16 protein-coding genes and 1 pseudogene are annotated in these 21438 nt (G+C 69.4%); 6 read left to right on the plus strand and 11 right to left on the minus strand.

Translation table 11 applies throughout. The features are described from left to right. Positions 1 to 52: 52 nt before the first annotated feature. The 4 genes from ABI214_RS04525 to ABI214_RS04540 all read right to left on the minus strand — a co-directional run bounded on the left by ABI214_RS04525 (position 53) and on the right by ABI214_RS04540 (position 5168). Positions 53 to 670, minus strand: coding sequence for a YdcF family protein (locus tag ABI214_RS04525; protein WP_348606557.1), 618 nt, complete (start codon positions 668 to 670; stop codon positions 53 to 55). Between the two features lie 167 nt (positions 671 to 837). Then, the gene (locus ABI214_RS04530) at positions 838 to 1524 is read right to left on the minus strand and encodes an O-methyltransferase (protein WP_348606559.1); all 687 of its coding nucleotides are present in this window, start codon (positions 1522 to 1524) and stop codon (positions 838 to 840) included. 9 nt (positions 1525 to 1533) lie between these two features. Then, positions 1534 to 3258 carry an acyl-CoA dehydrogenase family protein gene (locus ABI214_RS04535; RefSeq protein ID WP_408586785.1) on the minus strand — a complete coding sequence of 575 codons (1725 nt, stop codon included), beginning with the start codon at positions 3256 to 3258 and terminating at the stop codon, positions 1534 to 1536. Positions 3259 to 3422: 164 nt separating this feature from the next. Then, entirely contained in the window at positions 3423 to 5168 is a 1746-nt protein-coding gene (locus tag ABI214_RS04540; protein ID WP_348606563.1) for a proline--tRNA ligase, read from the minus strand. Between the two features lie 705 nt (positions 5169 to 5873). Between ABI214_RS04540 and ABI214_RS25425 the strand changes: the two genes are divergently transcribed. Continuing rightward, entirely contained in the window at positions 5874 to 6758 is an 885-nt protein-coding gene (locus ABI214_RS25425; protein ID WP_431357159.1) for an alpha/beta hydrolase, read from the plus strand. Positions 6759 to 6998: 240 nt separating this feature from the next. Here the strand turns inward: ABI214_RS25425 and ABI214_RS04550 are convergent, their stop codons facing one another. After that, on the minus strand, positions 6999 to 8393 hold the full coding sequence (locus ABI214_RS04550) for a beta-propeller fold lactonase family protein (protein ID WP_348606567.1): 1395 nt from the start codon (positions 8391 to 8393) through the stop codon (positions 6999 to 7001). Between the two features lie 290 nt (positions 8394 to 8683). Between ABI214_RS04550 and ABI214_RS04555 the strand changes: the two genes are divergently transcribed. From ABI214_RS04555 to yaaA, 3 genes are all read left to right on the plus strand, one after another. Then, positions 8684 to 10768 (plus strand): hypothetical protein, encoded by a 2085-nt coding sequence (locus tag ABI214_RS04555; RefSeq protein WP_348606569.1) that lies wholly within the window; start codon positions 8684 to 8686, stop codon positions 10766 to 10768. Between the two features lie 191 nt (positions 10769 to 10959). Next, positions 10960 to 12312: a hypothetical protein gene (locus ABI214_RS04560; RefSeq protein ID WP_348606571.1), complete on the plus strand. Its 1353-nt coding sequence runs from the start codon at positions 10960 to 10962 to the stop codon at positions 12310 to 12312. A gap of 83 nt (positions 12313 to 12395) precedes the next feature. Then, positions 12396 to 13139, plus strand: coding sequence for a peroxide stress protein YaaA (yaaA, locus tag ABI214_RS04565; protein WP_348606573.1), 744 nt, complete (start codon positions 12396 to 12398; stop codon positions 13137 to 13139). An 11-nt stretch (positions 13140 to 13150) separates the two neighbouring features. Here yaaA and ABI214_RS04570 read toward each other — a convergent pair whose 3' ends face one another. After that, positions 13151 to 14389: a cytochrome P450 gene (locus tag ABI214_RS04570; RefSeq protein WP_348606575.1), complete on the minus strand. Its 1239-nt coding sequence runs from the start codon at positions 14387 to 14389 to the stop codon at positions 13151 to 13153. 23 nt (positions 14390 to 14412) lie between these two features. Continuing rightward, positions 14413 to 16035: an FAD-dependent oxidoreductase gene (locus tag ABI214_RS04575; RefSeq protein WP_348606577.1), complete on the minus strand. Its 1623-nt coding sequence runs from the start codon at positions 16033 to 16035 to the stop codon at positions 14413 to 14415. 119 nt (positions 16036 to 16154) lie between these two features. On the opposite strand from ABI214_RS04575, the gene ABI214_RS04580 reads away from it, so the two are divergent. Beyond that, positions 16155 to 17375, plus strand: coding sequence for an FAD-dependent oxidoreductase (locus ABI214_RS04580; protein WP_348606579.1), 1221 nt, complete (start codon positions 16155 to 16157; stop codon positions 17373 to 17375). Positions 17376 to 17430: 55 nt separating this feature from the next. Here ABI214_RS04580 and ABI214_RS04585 read toward each other — a convergent pair whose 3' ends face one another. From ABI214_RS04585 to ABI214_RS04595, 3 genes are all read right to left on the minus strand, one after another. Continuing rightward, positions 17431 to 18003: a TetR/AcrR family transcriptional regulator gene (locus ABI214_RS04585; RefSeq protein ID WP_348606581.1), complete on the minus strand. Its 573-nt coding sequence runs from the start codon at positions 18001 to 18003 to the stop codon at positions 17431 to 17433. A 113-nt stretch (positions 18004 to 18116) separates the two neighbouring features. After that, positions 18117 to 18560, minus strand: a complete 444-nt coding sequence (locus ABI214_RS04590; RefSeq protein WP_348606582.1) for a hypothetical protein — start codon at positions 18558 to 18560, stop codon at positions 18117 to 18119. After that, entirely contained in the window at positions 18557 to 19513 is a 957-nt protein-coding gene (locus tag ABI214_RS04595) for a carbon-nitrogen hydrolase family protein (RefSeq protein ID WP_348606583.1), read from the minus strand. Before ABI214_RS04595 ends, ABI214_RS04590 begins: the two co-directional genes overlap by 4 nt. Positions 19514 to 19658: 145 nt before the next feature. Here ABI214_RS04595 and ABI214_RS04600 point away from each other — a divergent pair. Continuing rightward, positions 19659 to 20120 (plus strand): annotated as a pseudogene (locus tag ABI214_RS04600) (DUF6226 family protein); the annotation flags it as partial. Here ABI214_RS04600 and ABI214_RS04605 read toward each other — a convergent pair. Beyond that, on the minus strand, positions 20019 to 21425 hold the full coding sequence (locus ABI214_RS04605) for an MFS transporter (protein ID WP_408586782.1): 1407 nt from the start codon (positions 21423 to 21425) through the stop codon (positions 20019 to 20021). The pseudogene ABI214_RS04600 and the gene ABI214_RS04605 sit on opposite strands and share 102 nt — an antisense overlap. Between the last annotated feature and the right edge of the window lie 13 nt (positions 21426 to 21438).

Here is a 21438-nt window from a genome sequence, read left to right on the forward strand (position 1 = left end):
ATGCTACGGCCGACCGGGCTCCGGCGTCGGGAGGCGAGCCCGTCCCGCGATGTCACCAACCCGGGACGGACACCGGCACGTAGTGGAACCGCCCGGACGCGGACTGGAAGGTCGCGAGCGCCCGATCGATGTGCGACGCCGAGCTGACGAGGACGGCTCCGTCAGCACCCGCGCCCGAGAGGATCTGGGTCGTGTTCCGGGCGTTGTCGACCGTCGAGTACGAGTCGTTCTCGAGAATGATGCTGGCCGGATTGACACCCCGCAAGGTGAGCCCGACGAGCATCGCCTGCGCCTCGGTGTACGGCAGCGGCTGCGTCGGCCCGCCCGACACGATCACCTTGTTCTGGGGATGGAGCCGGGCGATCGCCGCCGCGGCGTCGAGGCGCGCGTTGAGAACTGCGGGCAGCAGACCGTCGGGATTCAGACGGGCACCGAGCACCACGATGTACCGGGAGGCCGGGTCGCCGGTGAGGTAGGCGTGCGCGGCGCCGTACTGTCCCAACGAGGCGACGGTGTCACCGATTCCGGAGGCCGCGGTGTGCTCGACGGTGTCGAGCCCCTGACCGATGATGCCCGGGATGTTCAGCGATGCGGCCTGCGCGGGAGCCGCGACGAGGGCCGGGAGGAGGGCCACGCCGGCCGCGACAAGTGTGGTTCTCAACTTCTGCATTCGCCTGTGTCTCTTCCGGGTTCGACGGTCGGTGTCCAGTACGCGCGTCACACCATACGTGGGGAACGCCCGCGCGTCATCGCAGGCGGCGACCTGGGATCAGGACCGCCCGCGGTACGGACGGCTCGCACCCTCGATCACCAGGTAGTTCGCTGCAATATCCGGCGTCAGTCGACGACCAGCGCGAAGGCGAACCCGTCCCACCCTTTGGACCCGACGGTCTGTAACGCGGTCGCATCGACGCGGGGTTCGTCGGCCAGCAGGCCCAGCACCTCGCGACTGGCCCGCACCGCCTCGTCGTCGAGATCGGGATTGGACACCCCTCCCCCACGGACGACGTTGTCCACGACGATCACGGTGCCGGGCCGCGACATTCGCAGCGCCCAGCGCACATAGTTGGAGTTGTTGACCTTGTCGGCGTCGATGAACACCAGGTCGAACGGCCCCATGCCGTCGGCCTCGACGCCCGGCAACGTGTCCAGTGCGGCACCGATCCGGATGTCGACCCGGCTCCCGACACCGGCCCGATCGAGGTTCGCCCGGGCCACCGCGGCATGTTTCGGTTCGTACTCGAGCGTCACGACGCGACCGGCCTCGCCCACCGCGCGTGCGAGCCAGATGGTGCTGTACCCGCCCAGCGTGCCGATCTCGAGCACCCGGGTCGCACCGACCATCCGCGCCAACAGGTTCAGGAACTTGCCCTGCGGCGGGGACACGTCGATCGGAGGTAGTTCGGCCGCGGCGTTCGCGCCCAGCGCCGCGGTGAGGTCGTCGTCCACGCCCACGACGGTCTCGACGAGGTAGTCGTCGACCTCGGCCCACTGTGTGCGTTCGGTGCTATCGGGATCAGCCATGAACCCAGCCTAAGGTCGCATCTCGTAGGCGCCCTCGTAGCCGGCGACCTGCTCCCACACCCGCGCGAATCGTTCGGAGTCGACGACGGGCTTGCGGATCGCATCGAGCGCCCACTGCTGTTGCGCGTCCGTGGACGACGGTTTTCCGTGCAGCGCAACGGCATACCGCGAGAAGTCCCGGATCTGCACGTCGAAGATCTGCTCGATCAGGTCACGACCGAGGTCGACGACGTCGGCCTGCTCGAGGATCAGCTGCCCATAGACGACCAGTTCGAACAGGTGCCCCACGGTGAGCAGGAAGTCGAGATCCTCGCGCTGCGCGTCGTCGGGCCCGGCCGTCGCCAGCAGCTCCCGCAGCGCCAGCGCCTGCTCGAGGAAGCGTTCGACGTTGGGGATGTCCGAGTGCTCGGTGTAGACGCGCGTCCAGTCGTGGAACTGCACCTTCGCGGCGCCGCGCGCGGGCCCCTGTTCCCAGAAGAACACGTCGTCCGCGGCGTCGTCGCGGGTGCCGACGGCCGGGTAGTCGACGGGGTTGAACAGATAGTTCGGCATGAACTTGAGGATCAGCCCGACGTTGACGTGCACCGTGCCCTCGAGTTTCGGCAGGGTGCCGATCAGCTCGGCGGCCTCGCGGAAGTAGGTGTCCTTCTCGTATCCCTTTGCGGCGATGACGTCGTGCAGCAGCGCCACCACCGCCTCGCCCTCGGAGGTGACCTTCGCCTTGGTCATCGGGTTGAACAGCAGGTAGCGACGGTCCTCCGGACCGGCGCTGCGGAAGTAGTCGACGGCGCGCGCGCTGAAGAGCTTCATCGCGACCAGGCGGGTGTAGGCGTCGACGAAGTTCGAGCGCACGTGCGGGAAGTCGGTGACGCGCTTTCCGTAGAGAATCCTGTTGTGCGCGTGCGTGATCGCCTCGAAGAACGCGTGCTCGCACATGCCGATCGACGCCGTGCACAGGTTGAACTTGCCGATGTTGACCGTGTTGAGCGCCGCCGAGAACGCGTCCGCGCCGGTATGCAGGATGTCCTCCTCGCGCACCGGGTAGTCCCGCAGCGCGAACGTGCTCACGTACATCTGCCCGTGCACGACGTTGTCGATCAGCCGGTAGTGCAGGTGGTGGCTGTCGGCGACGAAGAAGACGTACCCGTCGGCGCCCTCGACGTCGGTGCGGCGACCGAACACCGACACCATGCCGGCGACGTTGCCGTTGCCGATGTAGTACTTGGTGCCGTTCGCACGGAAGGCGGCGGTTCCGTCCTCGGCCGGTGTGAGGAGCATGTCGGTGGAGTACACGTCGGCGCCGTGCTCACGCTCGGACAGCCCGAACGCCATGACGCCGCCCGCGTCGAGTTGTTCGGCGGCGCGCTCGCGGGCCGCCGCGTTGGTGCTCATCCAGATCGGCCCGAGCCCCAGCACCGTCACCTGCCACACGTACCAGTACGCGAGGCCGTAGAAGCCCAGGATCTCGCTGAGCGCCGCGTTGCGGGCCGCGTCCCACCGCTTGTTGGGGTCACCGCCCGATTCGGCGGCGGGCGTCAGGAACGTCGCGAACAACTTCTCGCGGCCGACGAAGTCCAGGAAGTCCCGCGTCCACACCGCGTGCAGGTCGTCCTGTAGGAGTCGTCGTTTGCCGCGGGCCTCGAACCAGTCGATCGTCGCCCGCAGCAACCGGCGCGTGTTCGGGTCGAACACCGTCGGGTCGTAGTCGTGCGGATTCAGCAGCACTCGGTCCACCGTCCTCACCCTCCGCAGCGTGAGTCTGCGCCCCGGTCGAGGTCGCAGCCTCCACTGTCCTCCGGATCGGACGGCGCCACCCCGCGTTTTGCGCACTAACCGGTGTCACGGTCACCCGATCGGGACCGAAAAGTGCGCAAAACGCGGGGTCAGGAGCTGGTTGTTCAGCCCCGGACGGCTGCCAGGATCTCGGCGAGCGCTCCGTCGGCGGCGATCTCACGCGCCTCGCTGGTGAAGCGGTCGCGCAGCTCCACCTTGCCGTCGGAGTAGCCGCGGCCCACGACCACGACCAGCGGGACACCGATCAGCTCGGAGTCCTTGAACTTCACGCCCGGGGACGCCTTGCGGTCGTCGAACAGGACCTCGACGCCGGCCTTGTCGAGCTCGGCGGCCAGCGCCTCGGCACCCTCGCGGGCGGCCTCGTCCTTGTTCGCGATGACCAGGTGCACGTCGAACGGCGTGACCTCCGCAGGCCAGCGGAGGCCCTTGTCGTCATGGTGCTGCTCGGCGATGACCGCGACCAGGCGGGAGACGCCGACACCGTACGAGCCCATGGTCGGGCGCACCGGCTTGCCGTTCTCGCCGAGCACGTCGACGGCGAACGCGTCGGTGTACTTGCGGCCCAGCTGGAAGACGTGGCCGATCTCGATGCCGCGGGCAGCGACCAGCTGGCCCGCACCGTCCGGCGACGGATCGCCGTCACGGACCTCGGCGGCCTCGATAGTGCCGTCGGGGGTGAAGTCGCGGCCGGCGACCAGGTCGACGTAGTGCTTGCCGACGACGTCGGCGCCGGTGATCCACGACGTGCCGTCGACCACGCGAGGATCGACGAGGTAGCGAACCTCATTGTCCAGCAGCGCCTTCGGACCGATGTACCCCTTGGCGAGGAACGGATGCTTCGCGAAGTCCTCGTCGGTGAGCAGCGCGACCTCGGCGGGCTCGAGGGACGCCTCGAGGCGCTTGTCGTCCACCTCGCGGTCACCCGGGATGCCGATGCCGAGCAGTTCCCACTCGCCGCCCGGCACGCGGGTCTTGACGATGATGTTCTTGAGGGTGTCGGCGCCGGTGATCGTGCGTCCCAGCCCCGCGGAGTTGGCCCACTCGACGAGCGCATCGATGGTCGGGGTGTCGGGGGTGTCGTGGACCTTGGCCTCCGGCAGGCCGTCGAACGGGATCGGCGCCGGGGCGAGCGTCTTGACGGCCTCGACGTTGGCCGCGTAGCCGGATTCGACGCAGCGGACGTAGGTGTCCTCGCCGATCTCGCTCTCGGCGAGGAACTCCTCCGAGGCACTGCCACCCATCGCGCCCGACGTCGCGGACACGATCACGTACTTGACGCCGAGGCGCTGGAAGATCTTCTCGTAGGCGTCGCGGTGCGCCTTGTACGACTCGGCGAGGCCCTCGTCGGTGAGGTCGAAGCTGTAGGAGTCCTTCATGACGAACTCGCGGCCGCGCAGGATGCCGGCGCGCGGACGCTCCTCGTCGCGGTACTTGGTCTGCACCTGGTACAGGGTGACCGGGAAGTCCTTGTACGAGTTGTACTCGCCCTTCACGGTGAGGGCGAACAGCTCCTCGTGCGTCGGGCCGAGCATCATGTCGTTGCCCTTGCGGTCCTTCAGCCGGAACAGGCCGTCGCCGTACTCGGTCCACCGGTTCGACGTCTCGTAGGGATCGCGCGGCAACAGCGCGGGCAGCAGGATCTCCTGCGCTCCGATCCCGTTCATCTCCTCGCGGACCACGCGCTCCACCTCGCGCAGCACCTTCAGGCCGAGTGGCAGCCACGAGTAGACGCCTGGCGCGATGCGCCGCACGTAGCCGGCGCGAACCAGCAGCTTGTGGCTGGCGACCTCGGCGTCGGCCGGGTCGTCGCGGAGCGTGCGGAGGAACAGGTGCGACATGCGGGTGATCACGTTGTAGCAGCCTAGTCGGTCGAGCTCGCGAGACCGATCGAGGGCGCAGTGGTCGAGCTCGCGAGACCGATCGAGGGCGCAGTGGTCGAGCTCGTGAGACCGATCGAGGGCGCTGTCGGCGATCGGGAAGGAGGTTCACAGCGGGCTGCCAGGTTTGCGCACCACACTGGAGGAGTGGCTGCGATCACTTCGTCACCCGCCCCTCTCGCGGCGCCCGCACCGCCGGCGGGCGGCTACCACAGCGGATCGTCCGGGATCTCGCTGCTGGGCGGGTGGCTGCCGCTGACGATCGAGATCGTCACCGTCGTGGTGTTGATCGCCGTACTCGTGCGGAGCAGTCGGCGCTGGTGGATGTTGTGGGTGCCGGTGACCGCGGCGTTCGGGGTGGCGGTCGCGGCGATAGCGCACTGGTTCGTCGATCAGCAGGGCCTGGCGTCGGATCCTGCACCCATGCAGCTGTGGCTGTGGTCTGCGGTGTTCGTCGGGTCGCTCGCCGTCGCAGTCCTGGGCTGGCGGGGCACTCGTTGGTGGCGGCGCGCCCTGTCGATCGTGCTGGTCCCGTTGACGTTCACCTGCGTGGCGTTGACGCTGAACCAGTGGGTCGGCTATTACCCCACTGTGCAGGTGGCGTGGGCCGCTGCGACGGCCGGACCGGTTCCGGACCAGGTGGTTGCGTCGGATCTGCCCGGCCTGCGGAGCACGACGATGTCGACCGGAAAGGTCGTCGCCGTCGACATCCCCGACAACGCGAGCGGCTTCAAGCACCGCACCGAGTACGTGTACCTACCGCCGGCGTGGTTCGCCGGGGACGCACCGCCGAAGCTGCCGGTCCTGATGATGGTCGGCGGCGAGTTCAACACGGCCGCGGACTGGCTGCGAACCGGCAACGCAATCCAGACCGTCGACGACTACGCGCAGGCCCACGGCGGGCAGGCCCCGATCCTGGCGTTCGTCGACGCCGGCGGCAGTTTCAACAACGACACCGAGTGTGTGGACGGGCCCCGCGGCAACTCGGCGTCGCATCTCGTCGACGACGTCCGTCCGTACGTGATCTCGACGTTCGGGGCGTCCGCCGATCCCACGAACTGGGGGGTAGTCGGGTGGTCTATGGGCGGCACGTGCGCGGCCGACCTGGCGGTCATGCACCCCGACCTGTTCACGACGTTCGAGGACATCGCCGGCGACATCGGCCCCACGGCCGGTACCGACGAACAGACGCTCGACCGGCTCTACGGCGGCGACGCCGCGCTGCGCGACCGGTTCGACCCGACGAAGGTGATGATCGGGCACGGCCCGTACCAGGGCGTCACGGGCTGGTTCCAGGACAGCGACGTTCCGCCCCGGCCCGGTCCGTCGCCGTCCGCCCCACCGCCGAGTTCGGGACGCGACGGCCTCGGCGGACAGGACGGCACCCACGACTCGGGCGAGACCGGCGCCGCCGAACAGTTGTGCGCGACCGCGCAGTCGGTCGGAATCACGTGCAGCGTGCACACATCGAACGGCCGTCACACGTGGCAGTTCGCCGCACAGGGGTTCGCCGACGCGTTGCCCTGGCTGGCGACGCAGATCCACACGCCCGGTGCTCCGTGACGATCCGTTGCACAGCCGTCGCGATGCAGCGAGGATCGGCAGGACACGCTGATCCACTTGGACGAATTCCAGGCGTGTCGTGCTCTGTCGCTGATGTGGGGCGTGCACCGCCGGTCGAATGCCTTTCGGTGCGGTGGCGGACAGCGTCACTTTCCTGTTGCGCTGTCGGCGCGAAGGACAGTGGCCGCCCACCCCGGTCGGGGTGGGCGGCCACTGCGCGTGTGCGGCGGTCCTGTTCGGTCAGGAGGTCCAGGTCAGGGAGCCTACCGATCCGAGCGATCCGAGCGATCCGAGTGGCCCGGTCGCGGGGACGGCGATGTCGAGGACGACCGGCAGGGAGGCATCCTGGTCGATGCCGTTGGATGCGGTGAGGGTGAACTCGAATCGCCCACCGACGGTGGGGGTTCCGGACAGCACCCCCTCCGGGGAGACGGTCAGGCCGTCGGGCAGGGTGCCGGCAGTGACGGTCACGGTCGGGGCGGGTCGGCCTGTGACGGTGAAGGCGTGACTGTAGATCTGGTCGACGGCCCCGGCCGCGGGGGTTCCTGTGAGGGTGGGTGCCTGCTCGATCGCGATCACCGACACCGTGCCGCTGCCATGGTTGGCGACGTAGGCGCGGGACCCGTCCGGGGTGACCGCCACCCCGACCGGATCCGAGCCGACCGGGACGGTCGCGGCCACGGTGCCCGTGGCGGTGTCGATCACCGAAACCGTGCCGCTGCCATCGTTGGTGACGTAGGCGCGGGACCCATCCGGGGTGATCGCCACCCCATACGGCTGCGAGTCGACCGGGACGGTCGCGGCGAGGGTATTGGTGACGGTGTCGATCACCGACACCGTGCCGCCGTCAAAGCTGGTGATGTAGGCGCGGGCCCCGTCCGGGGTGATTGCCACCCCGGCCGGCCATTCGTCGACCCGGACGGTCGCGGCCACGGCGTTCGTGGCGGTGTCGATCACCGACACCGAGTTGGTGCTCTGGTTGGTGATGTAGGCGCGGGACCCGTCCGGGGTGACCGCCACCCCGAACGGAGTTGAGCCGACCGGGACGGTCGCCACCGTGTCCGTGGCGGTGTCGATCACCGACACCGTGCCGCTGTCCCAGTTGGCGATGTAGGCGCGGGACCCGTCCGGGGTGACCGCGACCCCGATCGGATTCGCGCCGACCGGGACGGGTGCGCCGACGACGGTGTTCGTGGCGGTGTCGATCACCGACACCGTGCCACCGGACTGGCTGGTGACGTAGGCGCGGGACCCGTCCGGGGTGACCGCGACCCCGATCGGATTCGCGCCGACCGGGACGGGTGCGCCGACGACGGTGTTCGTGGCGGTGTCGATCACCGACACCGTGCCGCTGGTCCGGTTGGTGACGTAGGCGCGGGACCCGTCCGGGGTGACCGCCACACCATTCGGAGACGAGCCGACCGCGATTGTGTCGGTGACGGTGTCCGCCGTAGCCGGACCCGCCCCGGTGACGAGTGCGGCGACCGCGAACGCGGCCGCGCCGACACCCGCGAACAGTCGAGCCCGCCGGGTCGGTGAAGGTGATCCATCAAGGATGGCCATAGGAAATGTGCCCTTCAGGGTGCAGTCCGCACCCCTCCCCAGGGCGCGCAGCAGCCACAGGAAGGCAGCCACCACACCAAAACATAACGGACATTCGTCCAGAAACCGGCGCGGCCAGCGGAAACCCCGACGCCTCCGGGCACGCGGCGGCAGTCAAACCGGCATCGCATTCCGCTTATCCTCGCCGCAAATCGACAACCGCCGCCCACCTCCTCGGCGAGGCCGCAATTTCGTAACTTCCCAAAACCGACCGCAGGTGATGTAGCTTAGGCTCGCCTGAGCAATCTTAGGCTCACCTACATTTCCCTTCGCGACACCCCAGGGTGCTGCGACCGCGGCCGTGATCAGGAAGAAGAAGGAAGATGCGCGCGTTCAGCAGGGCTGCCATCGCGACCGTGGCAGTCGCCGTGGCATTGACGACGCCGGTCGGCATCGCGATTGCCGACCCCGGCACCTCGACAGGGGACGGAGGCAGCGTCCTCCAAGCAGTGTCCGCCACTCCGGTCACAACCGTCTCCAAGACGTCCGGCCTGAAGGCCGCCGGCGAGTCCGTCACCGTCTCGGGGACCGGGTTCTCCAGCAGCGGCCCCGGGATCTACGTCGGCGTCGTCCAGGACGACAAGTTCTCGACCACCAACGCCGACGCCTGGATCACCACGGCGTTCATCCGCCCGAACCAAATCATCGGCGGCGTCTGGTCGACCACGCTCGACGTCATGGCCGTCGCGGGCAACTCGGACTGCACGGTGAACGCCTGCTCGATCTACACGGTTGCCGCCCACGGCTCGTCGGACCGTAGCCAGGACACCCGGACGCCAGTGACGTTCGCGGCCACGACCCCGACGACAACCACGCCGACCCCGACGACCACGACGACCACGACGACCGCACCACCGACCACGACAGCGCCGCCGACGACAACCACGACGCAGCCGACGACCACGACCAAGCCGACAACGACCACGAAGCCGACCACGAACCCGACGACCACGACCGCAACGACGACGCCGCCCGCGACCAGCAACGGCCCCAAGATCAACGCGAGCAAGACCAGCGGGCTGAATGCATCCGGCGACCGGATCACCGTGCGCGGCAGCGGCTTCTCGACCACGGGTCCGGGCATCTACATCGGCGTCGCGCAGATGAATCGCTACTCGTACACCGACGCCTCGGTCTTCCACAACGCGATGTTCATCAAGCCGAGCGACATGCCGGGCGGCTCCTTCTCGAAGACCCTCGAGGTCATCGGCGCCTTCGCCGGTGGGGACTGCGTCGCGAACGCGTGCGCGATCTACACCCTCGCGGCCCACGGGTCGTCCGACCGTAGCCAGGACACCGTCACCCCCATCAGCTTCGTCGGCACGGCTCCCCCGGTTACACAGCAGCCCGGCGGCGGAACAGGCATCGGGGCTAACACCGGCGGCGGAGCGGCCGGTGCGGCGCCCGGCACCACCTACACCGCGAACGCCGGCCTGTCGGTGTCGCTGTCGAAGGCGAGCGAGATCAACCCGTCCGGAGAGTCGGTGACGATCTCGGGTTCCGGATTCTCCGGCGCCGCCCCCGGCCTCTACGTCGGCCTGGTTCAGGACAATGTCTTCTCCTCCTCCGACGCATCGGTGTGGATGACCTCCGCCTTCGTCAAGCCGGAGCAGATCTCCGGCGGCAACTGGTCCATCCCGATGGATCTCGTCGCCACGTCGGGCGCCTTCGACTGCATCAGGAACGCGTGCTCGATCTACACCGTCATGGCCCACGGTTCCTCGGACCGCAGCCAGGACACCAAGACGCCGGTGAGCTTCGTCGGCGGTGTCGCGCCGGGCACGGTCACGGCCCCGCCCGTGCTGACCGGTGCCAGCGCCCCCGGCGCCGCGAACACTGTGGCCGTCACCCTGTCGAAGGCGAAGAGGCTGAAGGTCGACGGCGAGGAGATCACCATCTCGGGCACCGGCTTCTCGGGTGAGCAGCCCGGCATCTACGTCGGCCTCATCCAGGAGAGCAAGTTCTCCACCACCGACGCCGGCGTCTGGATGACAACGGCGTACATCACGCCGAGCAGGATCAAGGACGGCGCGTGGACGACCACCATGAATGTCCAAGCCGTCAAGGGCGATTCGGACTGCACCAAGAACGCCTGCTCGATCTACACGATCGCCGCGCACGGCTCGAGTGACCGCAGCCAGGACACCCAGACCCCCGTCAGCTTCGGCGACGACCCCAATGCGCCCAACGCCGACAAGGCCGAGGACGTTGCACTGGCGGCGGCCGACGGATCGAACGACGACGGAGGCTCGTCGTCGGACGAGACGAATTCGGTTGCCTCCGCGTTCCGCAACCTGTCCGATGCCATTGCCGACGGCACAGCGTGGATCATCCCGCTGTTGATCGGCGGCGTGCTCGGAGCCGGGCTCGCGGTCGGCACCACCTTCGCACTGCGGCGCCGCAACTAGCACGATCTCGCCTTCAGTGAGGGGCATCCGAGCCGGATGCCCCTCACCCCGGCATGCCGTGAATCCCTGTCGTGCAACGCGATTCATCCACACGTCGGTGAGGTGTCACCCCCTTTACGTCCAGCACAAGTAAGGCTAGCTTTACCTAATATCTCGCCCGTGACGGCGAACCCCCACCAGAAAGTAGGAAGATGCGCGCGTTCACCAAGTCCGCGGTCGTGGCGGTTGCCGCCACGATCGCCTGCACGCTCCCGATGGGCGTTGCGGCTGCCCAGAGCAGCCCGTTCGGCTCACACGGCAGCCTCGGTTCGAGCGACCCCGGCACCGAGAACCCCGTACCCAAGGTCACGGTGTCGAAGTCGACCGATATCACCCCCGACGGCGAGAACATCACCATCTCGGGAACCGGCTTCGACGGCGCCGCGGCCGGCACCGGCCTGTACGTCGGCGTCATCCAGGACGACAAGTGGTCGTTCACCGATGCCGACGCGTGGGGCGCACAGACGTTCGTCCGCCCGACCCAGATCGTCGGCGGCGCGTGGAGCGCCGCCCTCGACATCAAGGCGATCGAGGGTGGCGCGGACTGTGTCGCCAACACGTGCTCGATCTACACCGTCATGGCCCACGGCTCCACCGACCGCAGCCAGGACACCAAGACGCCCATCACCTTCGCCCCGCCGGTCGTGGTGCCGGCCGGTCCGGCTGTGACAGTGTCGAAGACCACCGGGCTGACGGACGGTGAGACCCTCACCGTCACCGGTACGGGGTTCGGCGCGGGCGGCCAGGGCGTCTACGTCGGCCTCGCCCAGGTCGACAAGTACTCCCCGAGCAGCAGCAGCGCCTTCAACTCCTCCGCGTGGATCAAGGCCGCCCAGATCGTCGACGGCGGCTTCACCACCACGCTGAAGGCCGCCGCGATCAAGGGCGACGCGAACTGCTTCGAGAACGCGTGCTCGATCTACACGCTCGCCGACCACTACTCGCTGGGCGACCGCACCCAGGACACCCGGACGCCGGTCACCTTCGCCCCGCCCGTCGTGGTGCCCAGCGGACCCGCGGTGACCGCGTCGAAGACCACGAACATCGCCGCCGCGGGTGAGAACATCACCATCTCCGGCACCGGCTTCGACGGCGCCGCGACCGGCACCGGCCTCTATGTCGGCGTCATCCAGGACGGCAAGTGGTCGCCCACCGACGCGAGCGCCTGGGGCGCACAGACCTTCGTCCGACCGACCCAGATCGTGGGCGGCGCCTGGAGCACCACGCTGAACCTCAAGGCGATCCAGGGCGGCGTCGACTGTGTCGCCAACGCGTGCTCGATCTACACGGTCATGGCCCACGGTTCCGCCGACCGCAGCCAGGACACCAAGACCCCGATCACCTTCGCACCGGCCGCCGCGAACGCTGTCGTCGATGCTCCGGAGATCCAGAACGTCGCCAGCATCGAGCCCGACGCCGGTCGCGGCCTGCCGATCGCTCCGTTCGCAGTCGGTGGCGTCCTCGCGGTCGGCCTGACCGCGCTGGCGCTGCGTCGTCGCGCCTGATCCGACTTCCGCACACGGTCCGGCCTCCGCCCCTCGGGGCGGAGGCCGGACCCGCTTCCGGGGCCCCGGTACGGTTACCTATCGTGCTGGTGCTGCTTCCCCCTTCCGAAACGAAGTCCGACGGCGGCAAGGGGGCGCCGCTCGATCTCGGCGAGCTGTCGATGCCGCAGCTGACCGAGACCCGCGAGTTGCTCGCACAGGCCCTCGTCGACCTGTCGACGGACACCGAGGCGTCGAACCTTACACTCGGGCTAGGCCCCAAGCAGGCCGACGAGATCGACCGCAACGCCAAGCTGTGGGTCTCCCCCACACGTCCCGCCCTCGAGCGGTACACCGGCGTGCTGTTCGACGCCCTCGACGCGACGTCGTTCACGAAGGTCCAGCGGGAGAAGGCGTTTCGCCGCCTCGCGATGGGATCGGCCCTGTTCGGCGCGGTGCGCGCCGGTGATCCGATCCCGGCGTACCGGCTCTCCGGCGGCTCCAGGCTGCCCGGCTTCGGCACGCTGCAGTCGCTGTGGAGGCCGGAACTGTCCGACGCACTGCTCGCCGAGGCCGACGGCGGACTGGTCGTGGACCTGCGCTCGGGCACCTACCAGCAGCTCGGCCCCGTCCCGGGCGCGATGATCGCGACCGTCCTCACCGAGCAGCCCGACGGTTCACGAAAAGTGGTCAGCCACTTCAACAAGCACCACAAGGGACTGCTCGCGCGGGCACTCACCGTGACCCGCGCCGAGCCGACCGACATCAAGGGAGTCGCCCGCGTCGCGTCCAAGGCGGGGCTGCGGGTCGAAACGGCGTCGGAGTCGGAGCTGATCATCCTGACCTGACGGCCGCACCGTCACACCGACATGGCCGGCCGGATCCCGTCGACGTCGACGAGCAGGTGTCGCGGACCACGCAAGACTGGGCTCGGCCGATAGGGCGGCGGGTCGACGACCAGGCGCGGACGCTCGAGCCGCCGCGCCAGCTCGGTGAGCGCGACCTGCGCTTCGAGCCGCGCGAGCGGGGCACCGAAGCAGTAGTGGATGCCGCCGCCGAAACCGAGGTGCTCGATCGTCGGACGGTCGGGGACGAACAGGTCGGGGTCGTCGATGTGCGCGGGATCGCGGTTGCCGGACGCGAGCAGCAGCGTCACGGGCACCCCGGCGGGAATGCGCACGCCCGCGACCTCGACGTCCTCGAGCGGAGTGCGCCACGACACCAGCTGCACGGGCGGCTCGTAGCGCAGCAACTCCTCGACCATGCGGATCGCGAAGTCCGGCTCCGACCGGAGCCTGTCGAGCGCGTCCGGGTGCCGGAGCAGCGTCAGCATCCCGTTCGCGACCAGGTTGACCGTCGTCTCGTGGCCGGCGACCAGCAGCAGCGCCGCGGTCGCGAGCAGCTCGCCGTCGTCCGTCCAGTGGTCGGGACCGTCGTCGGCGGCGAACCCGGACAGCAGATCGGTGCCGGGCGTCTCGCGGCGCGCCGCCACCAGCGCGCCCAGGTACCCGCGCAGCGCCGCCACGGCTTCGCGGCGGGCCCGTTGCTGTTCGGCCGTCGTGATGAGCATGCTGCCCACCACGGCATCGACCCACCCGCGAAAGCGGGGCTCGTCCTCGCGCGGCACGCCGAGCAGTCCGCAGATGACGGCGACCGGGAAGGGGTAGGCGATGTCGTCGACGACATCGATGCGGTCGCGCCCGACGACGCCGTCAAGGAGCGCCGTGACGATGCCGCGGAGCCGGACCTCCAACCCGGAGACCAACCTCGGTGCGTGCGGCGGACCGAACCCGCGCATCGCCAGTCGCCGCAGCCGGTCGTGATCGGGAGGATCGAGTCGGAGGAACGTCGGGGGCAGGCCGGGCACCTCGTCGGGCTCCTCTTCCTGCCCCGCCGCGAACCGGTCGGCACGATTGCGCATGTCCGAGCTCATCCGGGGGTCGTGCAGCAGCGAGACGATCGCCCGGTACCGGGTGACGACGAACGAACCGTCAGCCTCGCGGACCACCGGCTCCTCACGCAGCCGGGCGTACAGCGGGTACGGGTCGGCGCGGTTGCGGTAGTCGAGGACCTGCTGGAAGAGGCTCGCGTCGGCCATCGTCGAATCTCCTCGCATGGGCGTCAGCGGCGGATCAGTCGCGCCCGCCGCGCACTCGGCTCGTGTCCGGTGACGACCACCGTCGCGTCCCGGACCGGGAACTGCGGGGGCGGGAAGCCCGGCGACACCGGAACGGCCGGTTCACCCGTCGCGGTCGCGCGGCGTGAGGGCGGAAACGCGGCCGCGGCCTCGATGGCCTCACGGTAGAAGTCGAGCCATTTGGCCGCGTCGAACGCGACCGCCGCCACCAGTCGGCCCTTGTACCCGTAGGCGGCGACGAATCGACGCTCGGCCACCGAGCCGTCGACCACCATCACCTCGTCCGCGATCGGCGGAACCCCGACGGACCTGATGTCGTGGTCGAACTGGATCGACCAGAACGCCGGGACGTGCAGACTCGGCCACCGATCGGTCTCGCCGCTGATCATGTTGTGGGCGACGATCTCGGCCTCCGCGACGGCGCTGCTCCAGTGCTCGAGCGCGAGGAACTGGTATCCGAACAGCGGGTGCGGCGCCCGGGCAACGTCACCGGCGACGAACACGTGGTCGGTGACGAGACCGTTCTCGTCGAACGCCCGACAGCCCGCGTCGCACGCGACACCCCACCGCGCGCTCGCGAGCGCGGTCCCCTCGAGCCACTCCACGTTGCGGATTCCGCCCATGGCGACCACCGCGACGTCGGCATCGACGACGTCACCGTTCGACAGCCGTGCCGCCCGCAGCCGCCCGCTGTCGTCACCCTCGAGGGCGTCGACGGTGAGACCGCACCGCAGATCGACCCCGTGCTCGCGCTGGATACCGGCCGCCACGTCACCGATCACGGCGCCCAGCGCGCCGGACAGCGGGGCCGGACCCGACGCCACGACCGTCACCGGGACGCCGAGTTCACGGCACGCCGAGGCGACCTCGGTACCGGTGAATCCGGCGCCGACCACCAGAACCCGATCCGGCCGGGACTCGAGCCGGCGCCGCAGATCGGCGGCGTCGTCGCGGGTGTGCAGAACGCACGCACCGTCGAGCGCCGCCTGCTCCGGCACCGGCCACGGCCGGGCGCGGACACCGGTGCTGATCAGCACCTTGTCGAACGGGACCCGTTCGCCGTCTGCGAGTTCCACCGTGCGCTCGGCCAGATCGAGCCCGGTCGCGGCCACGCCGAGCCGCCACTCCGCGCCCAGGTCACCGCGGTGCGGTAGCGCGGTGCGGTCGGCCGACACCATTCCGGTGAGGACCTGCTTCGACAGCGGTGGCCGGTCGTACGGCTCGCAGGATTCGTCGCCGATCATGGTGAGCGACCCCGTGAATCCCCCGGCACGCAGTGCTTCCGCGGCCCGGAGGCCGGCGAGCGAACAGCCGACGACGACGATCCGCCCGTGGCGGCGAAACTCGTCGACGGTCGCCGAGGTCGAGGTCGAGGGCGCGGGCGCCGAGGCCGGGACGTCGGGCGACCAGTCGCCTCCCGGCCCATCGACCTGCAATGCCTGAACCGGGCAGGCCGCCGCAGCGCGCTGCACGTTCAGGCGTTGACCGTCATCGGGTTCCGGGTCGTACAGAAGGGCCTCGTCACCGCGAATCTCGAATACGTCCGGAGCGAGGAACGCGCACTGCGCGTATCCCTGGCACCGCGTCAGATCGACAACAACCCGCATGTGCTCTCCTCGGGGTTCCGACGCCCGCGGGATTGATCCGAGCCTACCGCTGCGGGTGTGGCCTCACCATCGCTCGCACAGTCCGGTCGGTAGGCGCACACTGAGGGACGAGGAGCGCTATGGAACGGACCTCGTGTTGCATCGTGGGTGGCGGCCCCGCCGGAATGGTTCTGGGGCTGCTGCTGGCCCGCTGCGGCGTCCCGGTGACGGTCCTCGAGAAGCACGGCGACTTCCTGCGCGACTTCCGCGGTGACACCGTCCATCCCTCCACGCTCGCCCTGCTGGACGATCTCGGTCTCGGCGAGCGGTTCGCGCGGCTACCCCAACGTCACGTGTACTCGGTCCAGCTTCCGGTGGGCCGGGGCGGTGCGCCGCTGACCGTCGGCCACATCGATGCTCTGCGGGTGAAGCACAACTACATCGCGATGGTGCCGCAGTGGGACCTGCTCAACCTGCTCGCCGACGAGGCCCGCACCGAACCCACGTTCTCGCTCCGAATGAACACCGAGGCCCTGTCCTTCCTCGACGACGGGCGTCGCATCTGCGGGGTTCGCTACCGGACCACCGACGGAGAGATCGGCACGCTGCACGCAACGCTCACGGCGGCGTGCGACGGGCGCGGGTCGCTCGCCCGCGAACTGCCCGAACTGGGGTTACGGGAGTTTCCGTGCCCGATGGACGCGTGGTGGTTCCGGCTACCCCGCCGCCCCGCGGACCCGGAAGGGCTGCTCGGAAACATCGGTGACCGGTTCATATCGGTGATGATCGACCGCGGCGACTACTGGCAGTGCGGGGCGATGATCCCCAAAGGATCGGACGCCGAGCGCCGCGCCGCCGGCCTGGACCGGTTCGCGGACCAGTTCCTCGACACCGCGCCGTGGCTGGGCGATCGCATGAGCGCCCTGCAGTCCTGGGACCAGGTCAAGCTGCTCGACGTCCGACTCGACCGGCTGCGCCGGTGGCACCTCCCGGGGCTGCTGTGCATCGGCGACGCGGCCCATGCGATGTCGCCGATCTTCGGAATCGGGATCAATCTGGCCGTGGAGGACGCCGTCGCAGCGGCCCGGCACCTCGCCGATCGTCTTCCCGCCGACAGCGTTCCCGAACAGGTCACGCGCCGGATCCAGGTCCGACGGTGGCCGACCGCGGCGGCGACGCAGGCGCTGCAGCGGCTCGCTCACAACCGGCTCGTCTCCCCCGCCCTGGCGGGCGCTCCACGCGCCGACGTCTCGACGGTGCTCCGACGCGCCACCGCGATACCCGGCGTCTCGCGGCTGCCCGCGTACTTCTTCGCCTTCGGGGCGGTACGCGAGCACCCCCCGGCCGCCGCGCGGCGCTAGCGCTACAGCCGCGGATCGACCGGCTCGAATTCCAACGCGAGGAAATTGCCGGGGCTCAGCGCCGCCGTAGCGCGCTTTCGAGGATGCCTTGGCCGACCTCGAGGGTGTGCTGCACCTCGTCGGGCGTCAGCCGCAGGCGATCCGGCCGGAAGCCCAACGCGGTCACCCCGTTCCAGGCCCCCCAGAGGAACCGCATGACCTCGCGCGGGGGCACCTCCTCGACGCTGCCGTCGGACATCGCCTCGATCAGATCCTGTTCGACGGTCCCGACGAGTGCCTCGACGCGGGCCGCGACCCGATCCTCGATTTCTGCCAGCGCCGGGTCGGCGACCGGATCGAGGACCCGCAAGGCGACCATCCGGAAATGCTCGGGGTACTCGAGCGCGAACCGCATGTACGCATGCCCGGCGGCGAGGACGCGGTCGAGAGGAGGGAGGGACCGATCCACCGAGGTCATCGCCTCGGTGTTGACCTCGAGAGCCTGGTCGACGAGCGCGAGGTACAGCCCCTCCTTCGACTGGAAGTGGAAGTACACCGCACCCACCGAGACGTCCGCGGCCCCGGCGATCTCGTCGATCGTCGTGCGCTGCAGGCCCCGCTCGGCGAACAGGGCACGTGCAGCGGTCATGATCGCCCCGCGCGTACGGGCACGGCGACGATCCGGACGCCGGGCCCCACGCCCGGGGGCGGTGCCGGATGCGTCTGCTGCCTCGGAGTCCATGCCTGAAATTGTCGGTGACGCTACCTCGCGCGGTAACGCCGGTGTGCCGTTCGGGCGATGCCGCAGAACCCGATCGACGTCGCGACGAAGGATCCGACGACCGAGACCAGGTACGCCGGCCGGTCCTCGAGGTCGGGTTTGAACGCCAGCGGCAGAAACGCGAATGCGTTCGTCCAGGCGCCGATCGCCAGCGCCGTCGTGGTGACGCGCGGCGCCGCGGGCACCGCCATCCCGCAGATCGCCGTGAACCCGCCGAGCATCGCCAGGTCGAGATGCCACTGCCGGATCCGTTGTGGCGCACGGACACCGAGCGCACGCATCATCTCCGGCCTCCTCCTGACCGCGGCGAAGACCCAGCCCGACAACGCGCCCGCGGCGAGCTCGGTCAGCCCGCTGACGACGAGGGCCGACGGCGCTGTGGTGACGAGCGCCGACGACGCTGTGGTGACATCGCTGCCGGTCATCGGAGGGCCCCCTCGGGCCGATGGGCCTGGTGTCCGCGGGTCCGGGCGTACTGGGCCCGACCGTAGGGGTTCTGATAGGCCCACGCGAGGGCAGGAAGGACGCCACGTTTCTGCAACCAGAATCGGTCCGGCAGCGGCCGCGGAGCCGAGCGACCGAGCACGACGTCGGCGACCGCGAGCCCGGGACCCTCGTCGCGCCGGCGCAGCGCCAGGACCGTGCCGTCCGCCGCGGTGACCGAGGCCCCGCCCTGATAGTGGCCGCTGTAGGCCATCCCGAGAAGCGGCATCGGACAGTTCAGTGGCCCGGAATGGGCCGCGTGCACGACCGGCGCACCGCAGTAGGTCGCGAACACGGACGGCGCCGCGACGGCGCGGGTGTTGTTGCGCTGCTGCAGCCATCGGGTCAACGGGCGCGGCGGCAGCGCGGGGATCGACCACCAGCCGGACCCGGACAGCACCAGGTCGACCTGACCGGCCAGCCGCTCGGCGGTCTGCGTGCGCAGCAGCTCCCAGCACACCGCCAGGCCGATCGTGTTCTCCCCGGCGGGGATCCGACCCGGATCGCCGCCGCCGATGTACAGCGAGCTCTCCCACATCGTCGGGATGTCCTTGTCGTGCCGCCCGAGGATGTCACCGTCGGGGCCGGCCAGGAAGAAGGCGTTGCGGACGTGTCCGTCTGCGTCGCGCACGAGGCTCGAACCTCCGACGTGGACGCCGTGTGCACGGGCCAGATCCCGCAGCAGACGGGTGGGCGCTCCGTCCGCGGCCGGCGCGCTCTGGGCCAGCTCCGGCCGGTTCGCCACGCCCGTGGAGAAGAACTCCGGCAGCACGATCCACTCGGCGCCCTCGCGGACAGCCTGTTCCACCAGGCCCGAGCACATCGTCAGGTTCGCGTCGATGTTGCCGACCTCGGCCTCGATCTGAAGCGCAGCGACGCGCGTCGATCTCGTCATCTCGAAATCCAATCGTTCGCACAAATTCTGAACCCGACTGCAAATCTGAGTCTGACTCTAAAATTGTTGGGAGGCGGGCGCAAGAGGCATTCGAAAGGAATCGGACGTAACCGATGTTGCGGACGCGGCGGGTAGCGTCCCGTCGATGGCTAGCGAACCGAAATCGTCGTTGGGGGGATGCCTACAACGATCGGATTCTCAGCGCACGCGAAACCGGTTGGGTCGGGAACGAGTCGCTGCTCTCCCCGCGTGGACAAGGGTTCTCCTCGACCGAGACGGGGCGCGAGAAGCGTCGCATGTGGACTGGGCGCTTCGCCCGTTCGATTCAGGCGGAGCCGACACCGTCCTCGAGCCGGCGGCCGACGGTGCAGCTCCCCTGGTGTTGACGACGCATACACCGGTGGACAGCGACCATATTTTCACCGTCACGGTCGCGGCGGGCGACCCGGCGGTGAGGTTGGCATCGATTCCCGATGGTGGATGCGATGCCTGCGACAGCAGACGATCAGGCCTCCTGCGCCGCCTTCTCCGCGGCCTGCGCCTGCGCGACCTGCTCGGGGGTGAAGCGCACGAACAGTGCGGCGACTGCCGCGAGCGCGGCGAGGATCGCGCAGCCCAGCAGCGCGAACGTGTAGCCCTCGCTCAGCGCCGAGAGCTGCTCCGGCGTCATGCGTGCGGCGGCGACACCCGAGACACCGCCGAGCGACAGCGTCTTCGACGTGGCCATCGCACCGACGATCGCGAGGCCGACCGGGCCGAACAGGGTCTGAGCAACCTGGGCGATCGCGGCCAGCGGGCCGATCTCGTGCTGCCCGACGCCGGCGATGGCGCACAGCGGCAGTGGCACCACCGCGAGGCCGACGCCGAAGCCGACCGCAACGACCAGCATGAACAGGTTCCCGCCGTACGTCGCAGATGAATCGAGTGTGGACCCGTACAGGAGGCCGGCGGTCGTCAGGATGGTGCCGGCCACGACGAGCCAGCGCGCCTGCACCTTGACCGCCAGCTTGGACGCGACGAACGCGGCGCCGCCGAGACCGAACGCGAACGGCACGAAGGCCATGCCCGCGCGCAGCGGGGTATAGCCGAGGATGTCCTGGACGAACAGTGCAACGAACGGCGCCAGCGAGAACATCACCATGCCGACGAGTGCGATAGCGATGAACGTCGCAACGCGGCTGCGGTCACGGAACAGCGAGAACGGCAACAGTGGGTTCTCGGCGCGACGCTCCACGGCGAGGAACGCGCCCAGCAGCACCAGTCCGCCGATCAGGCCGACGAGCACCAGCGGGCTGCCCCAGCCCATCTCGGGCCCCTCGGTGAATCCGAACACGACGCCGGTGCAGCCAAGGGTCGCGAGGATCGCGCCCTGCACGTCGAGCTTGAGTCGCTCCGCGCCGGTCTCGGCGAGCGCCCCGAACGCGAGCAGCAGGATCACCAGTCCGATCGGGACGTTGATGAGGAAGATCCACCGCCACGACACCTCGGTGAGCGCGCCACCGATGATCAGGCCGGTCACCGAGCCCACGCCGGTCATCGCCGCGAAGATCGCGATGGCCTGGTTGCGCACCGGTCCGGGCGCGAACGTCGTGGCCACCAGCGCCAGCGCCGTCGGCGACGCGATGGCCGCACCGACGCCCTGCAGGGCGCGTGCGGCGACGAGGGTGGCCTCGTTGACCGCGAGCCCGCACAGCAACGACGTCACGGTAAACAGTGCGACACCGCCGATGAAGACGCGTTTGCGGCCGAACGCATCGCCGAGGCGACCACCGAGCAGCATCAATCCGCCGTAAGTGAGCGCGTACGACGTGATGACCCAGTTTCGGCCCGAATCGCTGAGACCCAGGTCCTCCTGGATCCGAGCGAGCGCGAGCGAGGCGACGGTGCCGTCGAGCACCATCATCAGCTGCATGCCGCTGAGGACG

This window comes from Prescottella soli, from assembly GCF_040024445.1.
GTDB classification, from domain to species: domain Bacteria; phylum Actinomycetota; class Actinomycetes; order Mycobacteriales; family Mycobacteriaceae; genus Prescottella; species Prescottella soli.